General features: G+C 48.2%; 13 protein-coding genes and 2 tRNA genes. 9 read left to right on the top strand and 6 right to left on the bottom strand.

Features of this window, described 5'->3' with window-relative positions; all coding sequences use genetic code 11:
• Positions 1-91: 91 nt before the first annotated feature.
• The 5 genes from ABDW72_RS14000 to pdxH all read right to left on the bottom strand — a co-directional run bounded on the left by ABDW72_RS14000 (position 92) and on the right by pdxH (position 5,365).
• Positions 92-934, bottom strand: coding sequence for a helix-turn-helix domain-containing protein (locus ABDW72_RS14000; RefSeq protein ID WP_347159200.1), 843 nt, complete (start codon positions 932-934; stop codon positions 92-94).
• A 496-nt stretch (positions 935-1,430) separates the two neighbouring features.
• Positions 1,431-2,615, bottom strand: coding sequence for a class I SAM-dependent rRNA methyltransferase (locus ABDW72_RS13995; RefSeq protein ID WP_347159199.1), 1,185 nt, complete (start codon positions 2,613-2,615; stop codon positions 1,431-1,433).
• Positions 2,616-2,809: 194 nt separating this feature from the next.
• Positions 2,810-3,391, bottom strand: a complete 582-nt coding sequence (locus tag ABDW72_RS13990; RefSeq protein WP_347159198.1) for a Maf family nucleotide pyrophosphatase — start codon at positions 3,389-3,391, stop codon at positions 2,810-2,812.
• Positions 3,357-4,655, bottom strand: coding sequence for a DUF1015 domain-containing protein (locus tag ABDW72_RS13985; RefSeq protein ID WP_347159197.1), 1,299 nt, complete (start codon positions 4,653-4,655; stop codon positions 3,357-3,359). Before ABDW72_RS13985 ends, ABDW72_RS13990 begins: the two co-directional genes overlap by 35 nt.
• 59 nt (positions 4,656-4,714) lie before the next feature.
• Positions 4,715-5,365 (bottom strand): pyridoxamine 5'-phosphate oxidase, encoded by a 651-nt coding sequence (gene pdxH / locus ABDW72_RS13980; protein WP_347159196.1) that lies wholly within the window; start codon positions 5,363-5,365, stop codon positions 4,715-4,717.
• Between the two features lie 232 nt (positions 5,366-5,597).
• Between pdxH and ABDW72_RS13975 the strand changes: the two genes are divergently transcribed.
• The 5 genes from ABDW72_RS13975 to ABDW72_RS13955 all read left to right on the top strand — a co-directional run bounded on the left by ABDW72_RS13975 (position 5,598) and on the right by ABDW72_RS13955 (position 9,997).
• Entirely contained in the window at positions 5,598-6,167 is a 570-nt protein-coding gene (locus tag ABDW72_RS13975) for a YqgE/AlgH family protein (protein WP_347159195.1), read from the top strand.
• A gap of 25 nt (positions 6,168-6,192) precedes the next feature.
• Positions 6,193-8,349, top strand: a complete 2,157-nt coding sequence (locus ABDW72_RS13970; protein WP_347159194.1) for a DUF349 domain-containing protein — start codon at positions 6,193-6,195, stop codon at positions 8,347-8,349.
• Between the two features lie 126 nt (positions 8,350-8,475).
• A tRNA-Thr gene (locus ABDW72_RS13965) sits at positions 8,476-8,548 on the top strand.
• Positions 8,549-8,609: 61 nt separating this feature from the next.
• Positions 8,610-8,682, top strand: a tRNA-Thr gene (locus ABDW72_RS13960).
• Between the two features lie 145 nt (positions 8,683-8,827).
• Complete coding sequence (locus tag ABDW72_RS13955) at positions 8,828-9,997, top strand: hypothetical protein (RefSeq protein WP_347159193.1); 1,170 nt, start codon at positions 8,828-8,830, stop codon at positions 9,995-9,997.
• Here ABDW72_RS13955 and ABDW72_RS13950 read toward each other — a convergent pair.
• Positions 9,987-10,994 carry a hypothetical protein gene (locus ABDW72_RS13950; RefSeq protein WP_347159192.1) on the bottom strand — a complete coding sequence of 336 codons (1,008 nt, stop codon included), beginning with the start codon at positions 10,992-10,994 and terminating at the stop codon, positions 9,987-9,989. The two genes, ABDW72_RS13955 and ABDW72_RS13950, sit on opposite strands and share 11 nt — an antisense overlap.
• A 691-nt stretch (positions 10,995-11,685) precedes the next feature.
• Between ABDW72_RS13950 and ABDW72_RS13945 the strand changes: the two genes are divergently transcribed.
• From ABDW72_RS13945 to ABDW72_RS13930, 4 genes are all read left to right on the top strand, one after another.
• The gene (locus ABDW72_RS13945; protein ID WP_347159191.1) at positions 11,686-12,453 is read left to right on the top strand and encodes an SDR family oxidoreductase; all 768 of its coding nucleotides are present in this window, start codon (positions 11,686-11,688) and stop codon (positions 12,451-12,453) included.
• A gap of 145 nt (positions 12,454-12,598) precedes the next feature.
• A complete protein-coding gene (locus tag ABDW72_RS13940; protein ID WP_347159190.1) occupies positions 12,599-12,844 on the top strand; it encodes a hypothetical protein in 246 nt (81 codons plus the stop codon).
• 75 nt (positions 12,845-12,919) lie between these two features.
• Entirely contained in the window at positions 12,920-15,475 is a 2,556-nt protein-coding gene (gene gyrA, locus ABDW72_RS13935; RefSeq protein ID WP_347159189.1) for a DNA gyrase subunit A, read from the top strand.
• Positions 15,476-15,543: 68 nt separating this feature from the next.
• Positions 15,544-16,680 (top strand): tetratricopeptide repeat protein, encoded by a 1,137-nt coding sequence (locus ABDW72_RS13930; protein WP_347159188.1) that lies wholly within the window; start codon positions 15,544-15,546, stop codon positions 16,678-16,680.
• Positions 16,681-16,762: the final 82 nt, after the last annotated feature.

Here is a 16,762-nt window from a genome sequence, read left to right as displayed (position 1 = left end):
TAGTTGCGCTGCAAAATTCCAAATTGTCTCTAGTAGCAATAAAAATAACCTGTAATCCATGCCGGGAATAGTAAAAACACGACAACTACTGCTATACCTCTATTCTGTTGGTGTAGATTTCTTTTGTTAAAGGCGTATGTTCCAGAAAAACAGAGGGACTATTTCCCGCAAACTTCCTGAAGTCCTTGATCAGGTGCATCTGGTCAAAATAACCGCAGTCGTATGCGATAGATGTCCAGCTCTTTTCCGGGCGCTTCAGTTTAAGCGCAAACGCACGATTAAAGCGGGCAATGCAGCTAAACAGTTTCGGAGAAATACCTACCTGTTCTATAAAATGTCGTTCAAAGCTTCGTATGCTCATGTTGGCATAACAGGCAAGCTGCTCCACAGGCAGTAAGCCGGTATTTTTGAGAATCAAATCTGCGCTCGTAGAAATGGCATCTTTCTGCATAGCCGGTTTTTGCTTTCTTAAAAAAACTAAAAGGTAGGAATCTGCTAAAGAAGCCATTTCAGCTAAGTTCTTAGCGGCGCAAAGTTGTTCGAAGAAGATTTTTACAGATGAGCCGAAAATGTCCTCCGCATCTATGATCTGATTCGTGATTTTACTGGATGGTAGCCTGAACATTTTAGTAAAGCCATCGGGACGAAAGCAAACTTCGAAGAAGGAGTAAGAACCATTGAAGGTCATTTCACCATTGTATTGTGTGCCTGATCCTGTAAGTCCACCATAACTGCCTCTTTTTATAACTTTCCCCGTCTGAGGATGTGTTAGTTGAACAGGTTTGGCTTTAAAGAAAAATGGCATCGTTATTTCATGCGAAGCATGCCATGGTTTGATGAGATCCAATCCCTTTGTATCAAATTCCCGAAGAGCGTAACAACGTACAAAAGGAGCTAAAGCAGGTGAAGGAGCAATTTCGGAAGTGGTAATCATACTCCAGATTTATAATGTAGTAAATCTGACCCGCTTCAAGGAGTAAGCCCACGTATAGGATAAACCTATACGTGGCACTAGAGGAATATCAGGGGTGGATACGTAAGGCAGGGTGCGTTCACTTCCGCATCTATCTACTTATACTACGTAATCCAGTTGGAAAATATGGCGCTTTTGAAGCGGGATTTCCTGAAAGGCTGCGTTAAAATAGAAGAATTCAAATTGCTGACTTTTTCTTCGTAGGCTTCCATGTGAATCTGCCGCAGGAAACAGGGGAGGAGAAGCAATTTTCGCTTTTTGTGTATTTAAATAAGTGCACCTAATCAAAGTATAAAGCTGAAGTTTATACTTTGATTAGGTGCTGAATGAAATCGGTGTTGTGCTAGAATTTTTGATAGGAGGGTAGAAGTTACGCTGGAATACGTATAACCAGCCTTGCTCTGAGGGGAGCCATACAAGTGCTTTACTCTTACTGATTCATATCAACTATAAAAAGTTACTCTACAAAGAGTACAAGTCCTTTCAGGTATTCGCCTTCAGGATGAAAAATGGAAACGGGATGATCTGCTGGTTGCGAAAGGTGGTGCATGATCTTGATAGTACGACCAGCCTCAATGGCTGCAGCCATGATCGTGTTACTAAATAGGTATTTATCTACTACCTGCGAGCAGGAGAAGGTAAACAGAATGCCGCCCGGTTTAATCTTTTTTATAGCTTCGGCGTTCAGGCGTTTATAGCCCATGAGCGCATTGTGGCGAACCTTTTGGCTTTTGGCAAAGGCGGGTGGGTCCAGTACAATCACATCATATAGGTTTTCTTTGCCTTTCAGAAACTCAAACGTATCAACGGCAAAAGCTTCGTGCTTCTCTGGTGCCTGGCTCATGGCTGCATTTCGCTCTGTCAGTTCAATGGCTTTCTTTGAAACATCCACAGAATGAACTTCTTTGGCTCCAGCATTTAAAGCGTATACAGAGAATCCTCCGGTGTAGCAAAAGGTGTTCAGTACTGTTTTGTCTTTCACATAGCGTGACAATAGATCGCGGTTTTCGCGCTGGTCTATAAAGAAGCCTGTTTTCTGACCACTTTCCCAATCTACAAAAAACTGCTGCTCATTTTCTGTTACGACTACGCCGCCTGTAGAGGAGCCATACAGGTAGCCGTTTGTTGCCTCTACCGGCGCTTTAGGCGGCAGCGATTCGGCACTTTTATCGTAAACAGCACGCAAGCGTTCGCCATAGATCTCCCGAAGAGCCTGAGCTATAAAGCCACGCACCTGGTACATGCCCACCGTATGCGTTTGCACGACAGCTGTATCTTTATACACATCCACGATCAGCCCTGATACGCCATCTCCTTCAGCATAGATAAGGCGGTATACATCAGTATGCGGGTTATCTGTAAGGCCCAGCCGCTGGCGGTAATCATAAGCCTTTTGTACTACCTGTTTCCAAAAGGCATAATCGGGTTCTACCTGCTCAAAAGAAAAGATGCGCACTGCAATGGAGCCGGGAGCATAGTGACCAATGCCCAGGAACTCGCGCTGGCTGGAGTATACTTCCACAATGTCGCCTTCTTGCGGCTCACCATCTGCTTTGCGTATCGCTCCGGAAAAAACCCAGGGATGCCGGCGCTTCAACGAATGCTCTTTGCCCGGGGCTAAGTATAATTTTATAAAATCCATGTGAATAATGTACTACTCCGTAATTGTGTAAGTGCCAATATACAGGGGCTTCCTGCTGCGCTTCTAAACCGCAAAGGTACATAATCCAATTTACAAGTATGCGCTCCTGTACCTGTCTGGATAAAATGGAGCCTTATACTTCAGCTTCTTTTCTAAAATATTAATTGGCAGTGCAATCCGTCAGAATGCTGTGTTTATTCTTTTAGCAACTGGAGTTCTACAAGCTTCTGATAGAGTTTTTGTACCGGCAGTCCCATCACGTTGAAGTAGGAACCTTCCAGGCGGGTGATGCCGATCATGCCGATCCACTCCTGAACGCCATAGGCTCCGGCTTTGTCGAAGGGCTTGTAATTGGTGATGTAATAGTTGATCTCTGCCTCTGATAATTCCTTAAAGTATACCGTCGTGCTGTCGTGGAAAACGACCTGCTGCTCTTTTGTGAGCATGCTTACTCCAGTTATAACCTCATGCGATGTGTCCGAGAGCGCCCGCAGCATGGCCGCCGCTTCGGCCGCATCCTGTGGTTTGTTCAGAATACGATCTCCCAGGCAAACGATTGTATCGGCGGTGATCAGGACTTCTGTCTCGATGTCGGCTGCATACGCGGCGGCTTTATGCGCAGCCAGGTACTCGGCTACTTCGGCCCGCTGCAGGTGCTCCGGAAAATCTTCCGGCACCTCTTTTACACGCACTTCAAACGAAAGCCCCATACTTGCCAGCAGTTCTTTGCGGCGTGGTGAGTTAGAGGCAAGCAGCAGCGGCTGTTGTAAATTCATCTTCTTTAATTGAGCTAAATAAAAATCCGCAGATTACTTTGGGGTAAAAGAAGGTCGATTTCTGAGGCATAATGGCGCCACTATGGCATACCCGCTTCACCTGCTCCATCGACACCTCATTCGTAATCAGCGCTAGCCGTGCCTCGCCAGTATCTACTTTGCGGATGCAGGCCGTAAAATTTCGTTCATAGCTGAGGCCCGGATGCGTGCGTTGCGCCTGCCGGTAAATGCCCAACACTTTTTCAAATACAAAATAATGCATCACCGTCAGGTCAAGCTCTTTCACTTCGGCCGGAAAGTTCCAGTCAATGAGTGGATGTACCTCCGGTTTTAGGCGCAGCTTGTAGGCGTTGCCACTCAGGTATAAGCCAAAGGCCCAGGGCTTGCCCACAATTACCTCGTTCAGTTCATAGGCATCTTCTTTGGGCGTAATAGTGAAGTAGGGGCTCAGCTTTTCTAGAAACGCTTCATCCGTCATATCCAGGTGTTGCAACAGCCGGTGCGTAGGCAGAATACGCAGGTCGTCATGTTCCGAATTGGTCAGGTACATGAGATGGTAGTTGTAGGGCTCAAAACCAGTATGGTCCGGGTTTAGCTTCCGCATTTTTTTACGGTACTCCAGCGAGCCTTCGTAGCGATGGTGCCCGTCTGCGAGCAACACCTGCTTGTCGCGGAGGGTATCCAGGAACAGCTTGATCACAGCATGATCGTGTATCACTGCCAGCACATCGCGCACGCCCTGGTAATCTTCCGTTTCATATAGCGGCGATTTTATACTTTCGTCCATGAACGCTTCCAGCGTAAAAGCCGGATCGGTATAAAGCCCATGGGTCGGACTGGTGTTCAGTTCAGTGGCATTCAGCAGGTCAATGCGGTCGTTTACGGCACTAGGGATAGTGTTCTCGTGGCGCAGCAGTACGTTTTCCTTCCAGTCATACGCTTTGATGTGGCAGATGAAACCTTTACGGCAGTAGGTTTTATCGCTGCCCGGTAACTGAAAATACTGGTAGTATACATAGATACCCGGTAGCGGGTCCTGCTTAAGTATATCTTCTTCCTTCCACCTGGCTAACAGCTGTGCAGCCGCTTCGGCAGGTTGTGGGCCGCGGGGCACGGACAGGTGGATGCTGTTTAACGGATTTTGGTATAAAGTTTCCCGTTGCTTTTGAGATACCACGTCAAAAAGCGGACAGGTAAGTTCTGAAATATTCAGGCCAAGTGAATCGTTATAACGCCAGGGGCGCAAGGGGAGTATTTCTGCCATTCAGTAGTCAGTTGCAAGTATAAAATAAAGGGAGCGGAAGCGTTCCGGAGCCGGTATGATCAGGGGGCCAGGCGGCCCGTTTTCCAGCTGCCTTCCGTTTGTTCATACACGATGCGATCGTGCAGGCGGTTGGGGCGGCCCTGCCAGAACTCCAGTCGCTCGGGCTGCAGCTGGTAGCCACCCCAGTGCTCCGGCCGGGGAATTTCAGGCGCATCAGCATACTTTTCGGTATAAGTTTTATCAGCCTGTTCCAGCACCTCGCGGCTTTCAATAGCTTGGCTCTGGGGCGATGCCCAGGCGCCGATCTGGCTACCTTTTGGGCGGCTGTGGAAGTAGGTGTCCGATACCTGCGCAGCAACCTTCACCACCTTGCCTTCTACACGCACCTGGCGCTCCAGGGCTGGCCAGAAAAAGGTAAGCGCGGCATAGGGGCTTTCAGCAAGGTCATGCCCTTTGCGGCTGTTGTAATTGGTAAAGAACGTGAATCCGTCAGGAGAAACGTCTTTGAGCAGCACCACACGTGCCGAGGGTTTGCCGGCTCCGTTTACGGTGGACAGCACCATGGCCGTTGGCTCATCGGCAGCCGACTGTATCGCTTCTTCAAGCCAGGTGCCGAACTGTTCCATCGGGTGCTCCGACACCGATGCTTCGGTTAGCTCCTGCATAGAATAGTTTTTTCGTATATCCGCAATGTTATGTGTCAGGGACATGATCAGGTTGATTTTATCAAAAGTATGAAATTCTCGGCTTTAGATAAACAAAAGCACGTTATCCTCTATTGCATAACCCCGAGAAGAGCAGGAAGGTTATTTACAGAATACGCCGAAAGGCAGAAACGATGTGACAATATCGTTTGCTTTGCGTAAGAAGAATAAGACCCCAAAATAAGATGTTGGCAGCGATTGCGGCCGAATTATGCTGGACTTAACACACTGAAAATAAATGGCAGAAACAAGTTTAACTAAACCACAGAGCGGAAGTTTGCTCATTTCGGAGCCTTTTCTGGGTGATCCTAATTTTGAGAGAAGCGTGATACTGCTATGCAATCATAATGAGGACGAAGGAACTTTTGGATTAGTGCTGAACCGTTCTTCAAACCTGAAGTTATCGGATGTCATTGATCTATATAGTGATACCTTTGATGCTGAACTGGGCATTGGAGGGCCTGTGCAGTACAACACTTTGCATTACATTCATAACCTGCCTGATCTGCCGCAGGCTGTAAAGCTGGGAGAAGAATTATACTGGGGAGGCGACTTTGAATTGCTGCGCGCCAGGATCAGCACCGGGCTGGTGAAAGCTACAGATATCCGGTTCTTTTTAGGCTACTCCGGCTGGACACCAGGACAGTTGCAGGAGGAAATCAATAAAAATGTTTGGATCGTAAATAACAATGCTGCGAATAAATTGTTTAATTTGGATGCAGAATCGCTTTGGCGCAATGTTTTGCGTGATATGGGCGGTAAATATAAGGTTCTGTCGAATTACCCCCTCGACCCGCGCCTGAACTAGAGATGGAGTTAAAGAACGCCATTACATGATAACGGATAAAGAAGATATGGACACTACCGGAGCAGAGGCAAACAAACCTGAGAATGAAGCGAAGATGCAGCAGAACCAGCAGGAAGCGCTTTCGCCTAATGATATTGTACAACAGCGCCTGGCTGAAATAGAGGCGCGACAGCAAGCTTCGCAAGAGAACGATGCGGACGTTCCGAAAGAGGAACAACCGGAAATTGCGCCCGAGCTGATGACGACGCAAGAATCAAAGATAACAGAAGAGAAGGAGCAAGCTATTGCCGAGGCTACTACGCACGTTACGGATGTAGCTCCTGCCGCTACTGACGAAGCAACCCCTGCCGTACCTATGGCCGGCGCTGATGCGGAAGACACTAGTACACCGGCACCTGCCGCCAGTGAAGAAGCAGCTTCGGCTGCCATACCCGCAGATAACCATGAGGAGGAAGAGGAGGAGGAAGACCACACCGACTATAGCACACTGCCGATAGATGAGCTGCGCCGTACTTTGCAAGGCATCCTGAAGAGCGGAGACATAAACCGCAAGCACAGGCTGGTGAATGAACTGCAGCGGCATTATGAGCAAAAGTTTCAGCTGGAACGGAACGATGCTTTGGAGCGCTTTAAGCAGGAGGGAGGCATGGAGGAAGACTTTGCCTACCATACGTCCGGGGAGCACCAGGACCTTGAAAAACTGCTGACAAGCTACCGCGATGCGCGCCACCAGGAACGGCAGACAGCAGAGGAGCAGCGTCAGCGTAACATCGACCGCAAACAGGCAATTCTAACCCAGCTGCGGCAGTTGGTAGAATCTGCGGAGACAAAAAGTAGCAACGAAGAGCTAAAGCGATTGCAATCTGAATGGAAAGCTATTGGCCCGGTGCCTGCCGGTGAAGCACAGGCACTCTGGGACTCTTACCACGCCCTGCTTGACATTTTTTATAATAACAGAAGCATTTTCTTTGAGCTGAAGGAGCTTGACCGTAAACGTAACCTGGATGCTAAGTTGGCGCTTGTGGAGCGTGCGGAAGCGCTGCAACAGGAGCCTTCTATCAACAAGGCTTTACAGGAGTTGCGCCACCTGCACGAAGAGTGGAAAAATATTGGTCCGGTGCCAAACGACCAGCGCGATCCTATTTGGGAGCGCTTTATCCAGGCCTCGGAAAGAGTACATGAGCAGCGCCGCGCTTACCAGGAAAGCCGACATACCGTGGAGATGGAAAACATGGCTAAAAAGCGCGCCTTGCTGGAGCGCCTGCAGGGTTTTCAAAACTTCCAGACTGACCGCATCAACGAGTGGCGTGATCAAACTGATGAGATACAAAAGCTGAAAGAAGAGTGGGATGCTGCCGGCTTGGTACCAAAAGAGCATGCCGAGGAAATAAATAAGACGTTCTGGGGAAACTATAAAGCTTTTTTCCAGCATAAAAATCAATTTTTCAAAGGGCTGGATGAGCAGAAGATGCAGAACCTGCGCCTGAAGACGGAGCTGTGTGAACAAGCGGAAAGCCTTAAAGAAAGCACTGAGTGGAATACTACCAAGGAAAAACTCATTCAGCTACAGAAACAGTGGAAGACCATCGGCCGTGTGCCTGATAAATACTCAGACAAGATCTGGCAACGCTTCCGCGCCGCCTGCAACGAGTTCTTTGACCGGAAGCAGGCACAGGAGCAGCAACGCGGAGCTGAGCAGGAGCGCTTATCTGCCGAGAAACTGGAGCTGTGCGACCGCATTGCCGAGAAGCTGGCCACACCGAATGCTGCCGGCTCGTTGGAAGAGTTCGATCAGTTTGTATTGCAGTGGCGTGCCTCGGATAATAACAGCCGCCGCAGTGTTCCGAAAGCAGAAGAAAAATTTCTGGAGCTGATGGAAAGGTACCTGGAGCGGGTGCCGGAGCTTACGTATGAGGAACGCACAGAGATGCTGACACGGCTGCAGGTGGAGCGCATCAAGCACAGCCCCGATGCGGCGCATAAGCTGCAACAGCGCGAGCATGCCATCCGCCGGGAAATTACTCAATTGCAAAACGACATTCAGACCCTGCAAACCAACATTGAGTTTTTTGCGCATTCTAAGAACGCCAACAAGCTGCGCGAGGAGTATGAAGGCCGCATTCAAGAGTCGCAGAAACGCATTGACAAGCTAAATCTTCAGCTAGCGGCATTCAGAGGGTAATTTTTTCTCCTGACTTTCAAAAGCTTATCCTAATTAGCAAAAAAAGTTAGAGGGAGAATTTGCAGATAAAAAACTATACAATACCTTTGCAACGCTTTAGAACAACAAAGCAGCCCACAAGAGTACGCCTCCTTAGCTCAGCTGGTAGAGCAACTGACTTGTAATCAGTAGGTCGCTGGTTCGATCCCGGCAGGGGGCTCTTTTCTCAAAAAGCACATGTTTGTACTGCATGTGCTTTTTATTTCAAACATATAGTACAGGCCTCCTTAGCTCAGCTGGTAGAGCAACTGACTTGTAATCAGTAGGTCGCTGGTTCGATCCCGGCAGGGGGCTCTCTTGCAAACGCCTTCAGGTATCACCTGGAGGCGTTTTGCTTTCTGCCCATAGCAAGTATACTTGTCATGTGCTGCGCTCTGCAGCTACCGGTTATGTTTTTTGCCGGATAATCTTTTAATTTGAAGCATTGAACAGACGCGATATGATGCAATTGATAGAGGTAACGACCCCGGAACTGGTGCAGGAATTTCTGCTGCAACCCGTTAAGCTATACAAAAAAGATCCGAACTACATCCGTCCGCTTGACAAGGATGTGGAGAGCGTATTCGACCGGAAAAAGAATAAATTGCTGCGCGACGGAGAGGCCATACGCTGGGTTCTGCGTGATGAAAAGGGTAAGACTATCGGGCGTATCGCAGCTTTTATTAATAAGAAAACTGCGCATACATTTGAGCAGCCAACCGGGGGCTTGGGATTTTTTGACTGTATCAATGACCAGGAAGCGGCAAACATGCTTTTTGATGCTGCCGTGAATTGGTTAAAAGCACGGGGCATGGAAGCTGTGGATGGCCCCATTAACTTTGGTGACCGTGACCGTTGGTGGGGGCTGCTGGCGGATGGCTTTTACGCACCTACGTACTGCATGAATTACAACGCGCCTTACTACCTGCAGTTGTTTGAGCAGTATGGATTTCAAGTATACTTTAAACAGTATGTATACTGGCGCAAAGTGGATGAGCGTTTAGAGCCCCGTTTCTTTAACAAAGCTGCTGCTATTCTGGATGATCCGGATTATACTTTCCAGCACATGAATAAAACGGACCTGAAGAAGTATGCAGAAGATTTCCGGACTGTTTACAACAAAGCCTGGAACAAGCATGAAGGCGTGAAAGGTATGACCGAAGCGCAAGCCATGAGCATCATGAACCAGCTTAAGCCGATACTGGATGAGCGCATTGTATGGTTCGGCTACTACAAAGGGGAGCCTATCAGCTTCTTCATCAGCTTGCCGGAGCTTAACCAACTTTTTAAATACGTAAACGGTAAGCTGGATACCTGGGGCAAGATCAAGTTTATCTATCACCGCTGGAAAGGCGATTGTAGGGCAATGTTCGGCCTGGTATTTGGCGTAGTGCCAGAGCATCAGCGCAAAGGCGTGGAAGCTGCCATGGTAGTAGAGAGCGGAAAGATTATCCAGGATAATCCTTCGCTGCCTTACGAAGAGATGCAGATGAACTGGATCGGCGATTTTAACCCCAAGATGATGAATACTGCGGTACAGGTAGGTGGCAGCATTTACAAAACCTACCATACATACCGCTACTTATTTGACAGAACCAAAGAGTTCAAGAGAATGCCCCTTATTGGTTAGCATTCAGGCGGTGCAAGTCCATTTTTTCATTAAAGACAGGATTATCTAATTTTTCCCAGTTCCAGCCATCGTTCTTCAGCATAGCCTCCAGTATGTGCCGGCGGAAGTCCAGTTGCCGGATCTTCTCTTCTTCAGGCTCCAGCAGCGGTATGTGTGCTCTTTTTAATTCACTGATATTAAAAGGAGGAATATCGCCTCCGGACGGATTGATAAATGTTGTCGTAAGCGACTCTAGGAAAGTGGTAATGGATTTACGCACTGGCTCCAAGTACTGCTTGTCCGGCTGTTGATCTTCCGGTACGTAAAGCAGCAATATGCTCAAGGCTTCATCTAGAGCAGCCAGGTTGGGAAGTATAGCCGTCGATTTTTGCGAATGATGAAAATAGTGCAGCACCGGGTAGGCCAGGTGCAGTTGCCCCTGGCCGGCAATGCTCAGGGCTAATTCCTGCAACTGATCATTCAGCATGCTGAAGTTTTTGCCATTCCAGTTGTTTAGCAGCATCGCCTGGGGGCTGTGCCCAATGGAAGCAATGCGTATACTGATGGCTCGTCGGGAGGTGATGGCAGATAGCACCGGCACCATGTATGAAATAGCAATGGTAATCATCATCAACCCTGTGAAAGACATGATCGAAGAAATGATCATCCACCAGTCTGTGCCCCCCTCAAAGTTGCCATTGCCCAGCGTAGAAAGCAGGTAACCGGCATAGTATACCCGTTCGAGCGTAGTTGCGGGCAATTTCGAAGTACTATTTACAACAGCCATCGGGGTTGAGGCAAACATCAGCACATTTCCAGTCCATAACAGCAGTGTCCAGACCAGCAAGATCGACATGATGATGCTTATTCCGGCGGCATCCAGAATGCTCTTATAGGGTAAGCGCTTATCTAAAAATTTAAAAAAGTACCATAACCCTGATGTAACCGAGCCGCTGATATAACCAGAGCCCCGCGGCGCAAACGTCGTATAAACCAGATCTACAACAGTCCATAGCATAAGAATTAAGCCAGGAATAAACAGGTACAAGTTCATCTTAGGTTTAATGTAAGTATAAGTAATCATTGATTTTTTCGCCAGCCATACTTGTAACAGCAGCAGGTACCCCGGTTCAGGCAAATAAGTAGGAGTAGTATAGGCACTTACGGTATTGAAAAGTTCAATTGCTGTTATGCTGGAGCCTATAGCGCCGGGTAATTGCTGCGCTAGCGGCATTACTTTGGTACTCCATCCAAACTTATGGGGCTTAACATAAAGGCCTGTAGGTGGTGCGCCGAAGAGAAGAGCAGTGCTAAAGGCAGTTGTGGACAGGTCGCGGGAATGGAACTTGCTAATCTGATCATAGAAAACGTTTTAAGTTTATACTTATTCCAAATACGAAGCTGACAGAGGAATAGGTAACTGTATACGTGCCGCAGTAAATTAAACAGGTTTTTTAATACCTGGAGTAGCTTAGTGCATCCAAAAGCGCTCTAGAAGTTATCCTATTGTTGCTCCTGCAAAAGTGTTCTTATGAGCAAACCGACTAACCCTCCGAAAAGCTTTTAGCAAGTTACACTGTCTTGTATGTACTTTCCGTAGCAGCTTCTGGCTCAGCTTCATCTTACGTGTACGCTGGCAAACAGCAACTCACGTTAGGCGAAAAGGGGAAAGTTTCGTTATTTAGCTCTTCATACTAACAAACGAAATAATGCAAAACAGATGGCTATTGACCGGGAAAACTGCAGTGGTAACTGGTGGTTCTAAGGGGATTGGCGAAGCAGTAGTGGCTGAGTTTCTGCAACTCGGGGCCGAAGTGCTGGCCGTGGCACGCAAACAGGAAGACCTGGATAAATTGCAGGAGAAGTACCCGGAACGACTGCATACGCTGGTAGCAGATGTGAGCCAAGCCAAAGGCAGAGCAAAGCTAGTGACCCATGTGCAGCAACTTTGGGAGCAGCTTGATATTTTGGTGAATAATGCGGGTACCAACATCCGCAAGCCTACCATGGAGTATACAATGGATGAATACGATTTCATCATGCAAACCAACCTGCGCGCAGCATTTGAATTAAACCGGGGCTTATACCCGCTGCTGCAAGCCTCCGGACAAGGAAATGTGGTGCATGTTACATCCGTAGCCGGGCTACTACATGTGCGTACCGGCAGCATATATGGCATGACTAAAGCAGCGCTCACGCAGCTGACGCGGAACCTGGCAGCAGAATGGGCAAGTGCCGGTATTCGGGTCAATGCAGTAGCGCCGTGGTACATCAGTACGCCCCTGGCGCAAACTGTGCTTCAGAAGAAGGATTTCTATGATGCTGTGATCAGTCGCACCCCGCTGCGGCGCGTAGGCGAACCTGCCGACGTAGCTGCAGCGGTGGCCTTTTTGTGTATGCCTGCCGCCGCCTATATCACCGGCCAGACCATGGCGGTAGATGGCGGATTTACGATCAACGGTTTCCATCCTTTATAAGCCTTCATGTGAGGCTTACAGAGGGCTTTTACATGGGGAATATTGGCGAACAAAACGTGCTTTTCTGGTAAAAAATGCTTACTTTTGTATGATATGGATTTTAGAGTACCAGCTACTTTTCGGGGCTCTTCCAAATACTGAACACATGGCTAAAAACCGTCTTTTACTACTGCTGAGTATCCTTCTGATTGCCTTTTCTACTTTCTCCTGCAAACCCCGCTGCCCGATTGCTTCCTGCCAGGTTCGTATGGTGCATCGCCATGGCGGTGAGCAGGAGTACAGAGGCCAGCCATTCTGGAAAAAACAAAACCCGAAAATGGGAGAGAAGCTGCCTAAAGCATCCAAAGAGAATACCAGCAGCCGCAACGACCAAAGCCGAAATAAGCATTAAGCTATATAGCCTTTATAGTTTTTTTATAAATTGCCGGATTAAACACAACAACAACCATTATTTAGACCTTAGACAATGACTGAAGGCGAACGAATAATACCGATCAACATTGAAGACGAGATGCGCGGTGCGTATATCGACTACTCGATGTCTGTTATCATTTCCAGAGCCTTACCTGACGTTCGGGATGGACTGAAGCCGGTACACCGCCGGGTACTTTACGGAATGTCCGAACTGGGGGTATCTTACAACAAAGCCTATAAGAAATCAGCCCGTATCGTAGGGGAGGTATTAGGAAAGTACCACCCGCACGGCGATTCATCAGTATACGACACCATGGTGCGTATGGCCCAGGAATGGTCGCTGCGTTACCCGCTCGTAGACGGACAAGGAAACTATGGCTCTATTGACGGCGACTCGCCGGCTGCTATGCGTTACACGGAGGCCCGCCTCAAACGCATAGCTGACGAGCTTTTGGCAGACCTGGATAAAAATACCGTTGATTTTGTCCCCAACTTCGACGATTCTCTGAAAGAGCCGAGTGTAATGCCGGCCAGATTTCCTAACCTGCTGGTTAATGGCACCTCCGGTATTGCCGTAGGTATGGCTACCAACATGGCGCCGCACAACCTCACTGAGGTGATCAATGGCACAATTGCCTACATTGATAACCATGAAATCACGATTGCGGAGCTGATGCAGTATATCACAGCGCCTGACTTTCCGACTGGAGGCATCATCTATGGGTATGATGGCGTGAAGACTGCCTTCGAAACCGGGCGTGGCCGCGTTTTAATGCGCGGGCGTGCAAATTTTGAGGTGCTCCCTTCAGGTAAAGAGCAGATCATTGTAACAGAGATCCCATACATGGTCAACAAGGCTTCGCTGATTGAGAAAACAGCGGCCCTGGTGAACGAGAAGAAAATAGAAGGCATTGCTGACCTGCGTGATGAGTCAGACCGCGATGGCCTTCGCATCGTGTATGACCTCAAGCGCGATGCTATACCAAATGTAGTACTCAACAACCTGTACAAGTATACGGCCCTGCAATCTTCGTTTGGCGTAAACAACGTGGCGCTGGTAAAAGGCCGCCCGATGACGCTGAACCTGAAGGAGCTGATCCACTACTTTGTAGAACACAGGCATGAGGTGGTAATTCGCCGGACACGTTTTGAGCTGGACGAAGCACAGAAGCGTGCCCACATCCTGCAAGGCCTGCTGATAGCGCTGGATAACCTGGATGAAGTAATCAACCTGATTCGCTCATCGCGCGATCCGGAAATAGCTCGCAATGGCTTAATTGAGCGCTTTAACCTTTCTGAGTTACAGGCGCGCGCCATTCTGGACATGCGCCTGCAGCGCCTTACCGGCCTGGAGCGCGATAAGATACAGCAGGAGTATGACGAGATCATGAAGCTGATCGACTACCTCACAGAAGTACTCAACAATGAAGGCCTGCGCATGCAGATCATCAAGGACGAACTGCTGGACATCAAGAGCCGCTATGGTGATGCGCGCCGTACGAGCATCGAGGCTTCTACAGGTGACATCTCGTACGAGGACATGATTCCGGAGGAGAACATGGTGATCACGATCTCGCATGAAGGCTATATCAAGCGTACTTCGTTGAGTGAGTACCGCAGCCAGAGCCGCGGCGGGGTAGGATCGAGGGGAGTGGCTGCCTCGAAAGAGAGTGACTTTACCGAGCACCTTTTCGTGGCCAACACCCACAACTACATGCTTTTCTTTACCGAGTTCGGCCGCCTTTTCTGGCTGAAGGTATATGAAATACCAGAAGGAGGGAAGACGACCAAAGGGCGCGCCATCCAGAATATTATCCAGATAGAGAAAGACGATAATGTACGGGCGGTTCTGAATGTACATGACTTGAAGAACCAGGACTTTGTGCTGAACCATAACCTGATTTTCTGTACAGAGCATGGTACAATCAAAAAGACGGCGCTGGAAGCATATTCCCGCCCACGTACCAATGGCATTAATGCGATCACCATTAATGACGGTGATCGCCTGCTGGATGTGCAGCTGACCAATGGCAACAGCGAAATTGTGATTGCGCTGGGGTCGGGTAGGGCCATCCGCTTTAACGAAAGCCAGGTGCGCAACATGGGGCGCAATGCAGCCGGCGTACGGGGTGTTACCTTGGCCGGACCAGATGATAAAGTAGTTGGTATGGTTTGTGTACAGAATGAAAATACAGAGCTGCTGGTCGTATCAGAAAACGGCTTTGGCAAACGGTCGCTGCTGGATGAGTACCGCATTACGAACCGCGGCGGTAAAGGTGTTAAAACACTAAACGTAACGGATAAAACGGGTAAACTTGTCGCGATAAAAGGCGTAGTGGATACGGATGATCTGATGATCATCAACCGTTCAGGCATCACGATCCGTTTGAATGTGTCTGATATTCGTGTAATCGGCCGGGCCACGCAAGGCGTACGCCTGATCAAATTGAATGAAGGAGACCAGATATCCTCAGTGGCCAAAGTGGATATGGAGAATGAGGATGAAGTGGAGGAAGAGGTATTTGAACAATCAGAAATCAAGCCCGAAGACTCGCTGCAACCTGATAACCTGATCGATCCGGAAACAACTGACGAAGTAGAAGTGTAATTTAAAGGGAATTTTATTTCACTTATTATACGTTTAGACTAATAAACACAAACCAATTCTTAACTAATATGAGAAAAGTTCTTTTGACAGCCTTAGTAGCATCGAGTATATCGGTTGCGAGCGCTCAGAACTCAGCTGTAAACAGCGCCATCCTGAATCATAAGAATGGCACGCTGGACAAAGCGCAGGCTGACATCGACAAAGCTATTGAGCACCCGAAGACAAAAGATAAAGCAAAAACGTGGTTTTACCGTGGTGTGATTTACCAGGATATGATCGGTAATCCTATCTATGGCAAGCTGACCAATGATAATACCCCGATAATAGTGCTTGATGCTTTTGACAAAACGTTGAGCCTGGATGGCAAAGACGGGGAGTTTGGCAAGCAGGTACCGGCTCGTAAAGAAATGCTGTATGGCCAGGTATTAAACCAGGCAGTTGAATTCCACAACAACCAGCAGTGGAAAGAAGCGATTGATAAGTATAACCTAGCGTCCAAGATTAACCCAACTGATACGACGTCTGTACTTTATGCCGCATACGCTTCTACAGCTAACCAGGATTACCCTGCCGCAATCAAATATTATGATAAGTTGATTGACATGGGCCATAAGACAGAGGACGTGTATAAAGCCAAAATTCAACTGCAGCAGCAAATAGAAGCGCCGGAGCAGGAGATTATGGCTACCTTAGCCAATGCCCTGCAGGAGCACCCAAACAGTGTTTACCTGATGCAGGAAGAATTGAAGTACTACCTGAAGAATGACCGTGGCGATGAGGCCATGGCCAAACTAAAGAAAGCAATTGATGCTGATCCGAATAATGCCAGCCTGTATGCCGTACTTGGTAACCTGCAGGAGCGTAAAGGCACGCTGGACGAGGCAACAGAAAGCTACAAAAAGGCAATTGCGCTTGATCCGAACAATTTCGATGCGTACTACAACCTGGGCGTACTGGAGTATAATAGAGCAAGCGAAATAAACAACAAAGCAGCTAAAATGGATTACGCTACTTACCAAAAGAAAGGCAAAGCATTAGAAGCAGATGCGAAGAAGCATTTTGCTGAAGCGCTGCCATACTTCGAGAAAGCGTTGGAAATTCAGCCAGACGACCAAAGCACGATGCAAAACTTGGTGCGTGTGTATACGCGTGTAGGCCGTAAAGCTGATGCCGACCGTATCAGCAAGAAAATGAGCCAGCAATAAGCAGCTTGTTATTACAAACAAAAAAGGGAAGCCATTCGGTTTCCCTTTTTTGTTTTCTTTAGCGCCATTAAAACAAATAAGG

The organism is Pontibacter chitinilyticus (genome assembly GCF_039748935.1).
Taxonomy (GTDB): Bacteria; Bacteroidota; Bacteroidia; order Cytophagales; family Hymenobacteraceae; genus Pontibacter; species Pontibacter chitinilyticus.
The sequence above is the reverse complement of the archived record's forward strand: the minus strand, read 5'-3'. Positions and strand labels throughout refer to the sequence as shown.

Excerpts from the sequence above, each read along its gene's own strand:
- ABDW72_RS13945 (WP_347159191.1), top strand. The coding sequence starts at position 11,686 with ATGCAAAACAGATGGCTATTGACCGGGAAAACTGCAGTGGTAACTGGT.
- pdxH (WP_347159196.1), bottom strand. The coding sequence starts at position 5,365 with ATGTCCCTGACACATAACATTGCGGATATACGAAAAAACTATTCTATG.
- ABDW72_RS14000 (WP_347159200.1), bottom strand. The coding sequence starts at position 934 with ATGATTACCACTTCCGAAATTGCTCCTTCACCTGCTTTAGCTCCTTTT.
- gyrA (WP_347159189.1), top strand. The coding sequence starts at position 12,920 with ATGACTGAAGGCGAACGAATAATACCGATCAACATTGAAGACGAGATG.
- ABDW72_RS13985 (WP_347159197.1), bottom strand. The coding sequence starts at position 4,655 with ATGGCAGAAATACTCCCCTTGCGCCCCTGGCGTTATAACGATTCACTT.
- ABDW72_RS13970 (WP_347159194.1), top strand. The coding sequence starts at position 6,193 with ATGATAACGGATAAAGAAGATATGGACACTACCGGAGCAGAGGCAAAC.
- ABDW72_RS13930 (WP_347159188.1), top strand. The coding sequence starts at position 15,544 with ATGAGAAAAGTTCTTTTGACAGCCTTAGTAGCATCGAGTATATCGGTT.
- ABDW72_RS13940 (WP_347159190.1), top strand. The coding sequence starts at position 12,599 with ATGGCTAAAAACCGTCTTTTACTACTGCTGAGTATCCTTCTGATTGCC.
- ABDW72_RS13995 (WP_347159199.1), bottom strand. The coding sequence starts at position 2,615 with ATGGATTTTATAAAATTATACTTAGCCCCGGGCAAAGAGCATTCGTTG.
- ABDW72_RS13950 (WP_347159192.1), bottom strand. The coding sequence starts at position 10,994 with ATGCTATGGACTGTTGTAGATCTGGTTTATACGACGTTTGCGCCGCGG.
- ABDW72_RS13955 (WP_347159193.1), top strand. The coding sequence starts at position 8,828 with ATGATGCAATTGATAGAGGTAACGACCCCGGAACTGGTGCAGGAATTT.
- ABDW72_RS13990 (WP_347159198.1), bottom strand. The coding sequence starts at position 3,391 with ATGAATTTACAACAGCCGCTGCTGCTTGCCTCTAACTCACCACGCCGC.
- ABDW72_RS13975 (WP_347159195.1), top strand. The coding sequence starts at position 5,598 with ATGGCAGAAACAAGTTTAACTAAACCACAGAGCGGAAGTTTGCTCATT.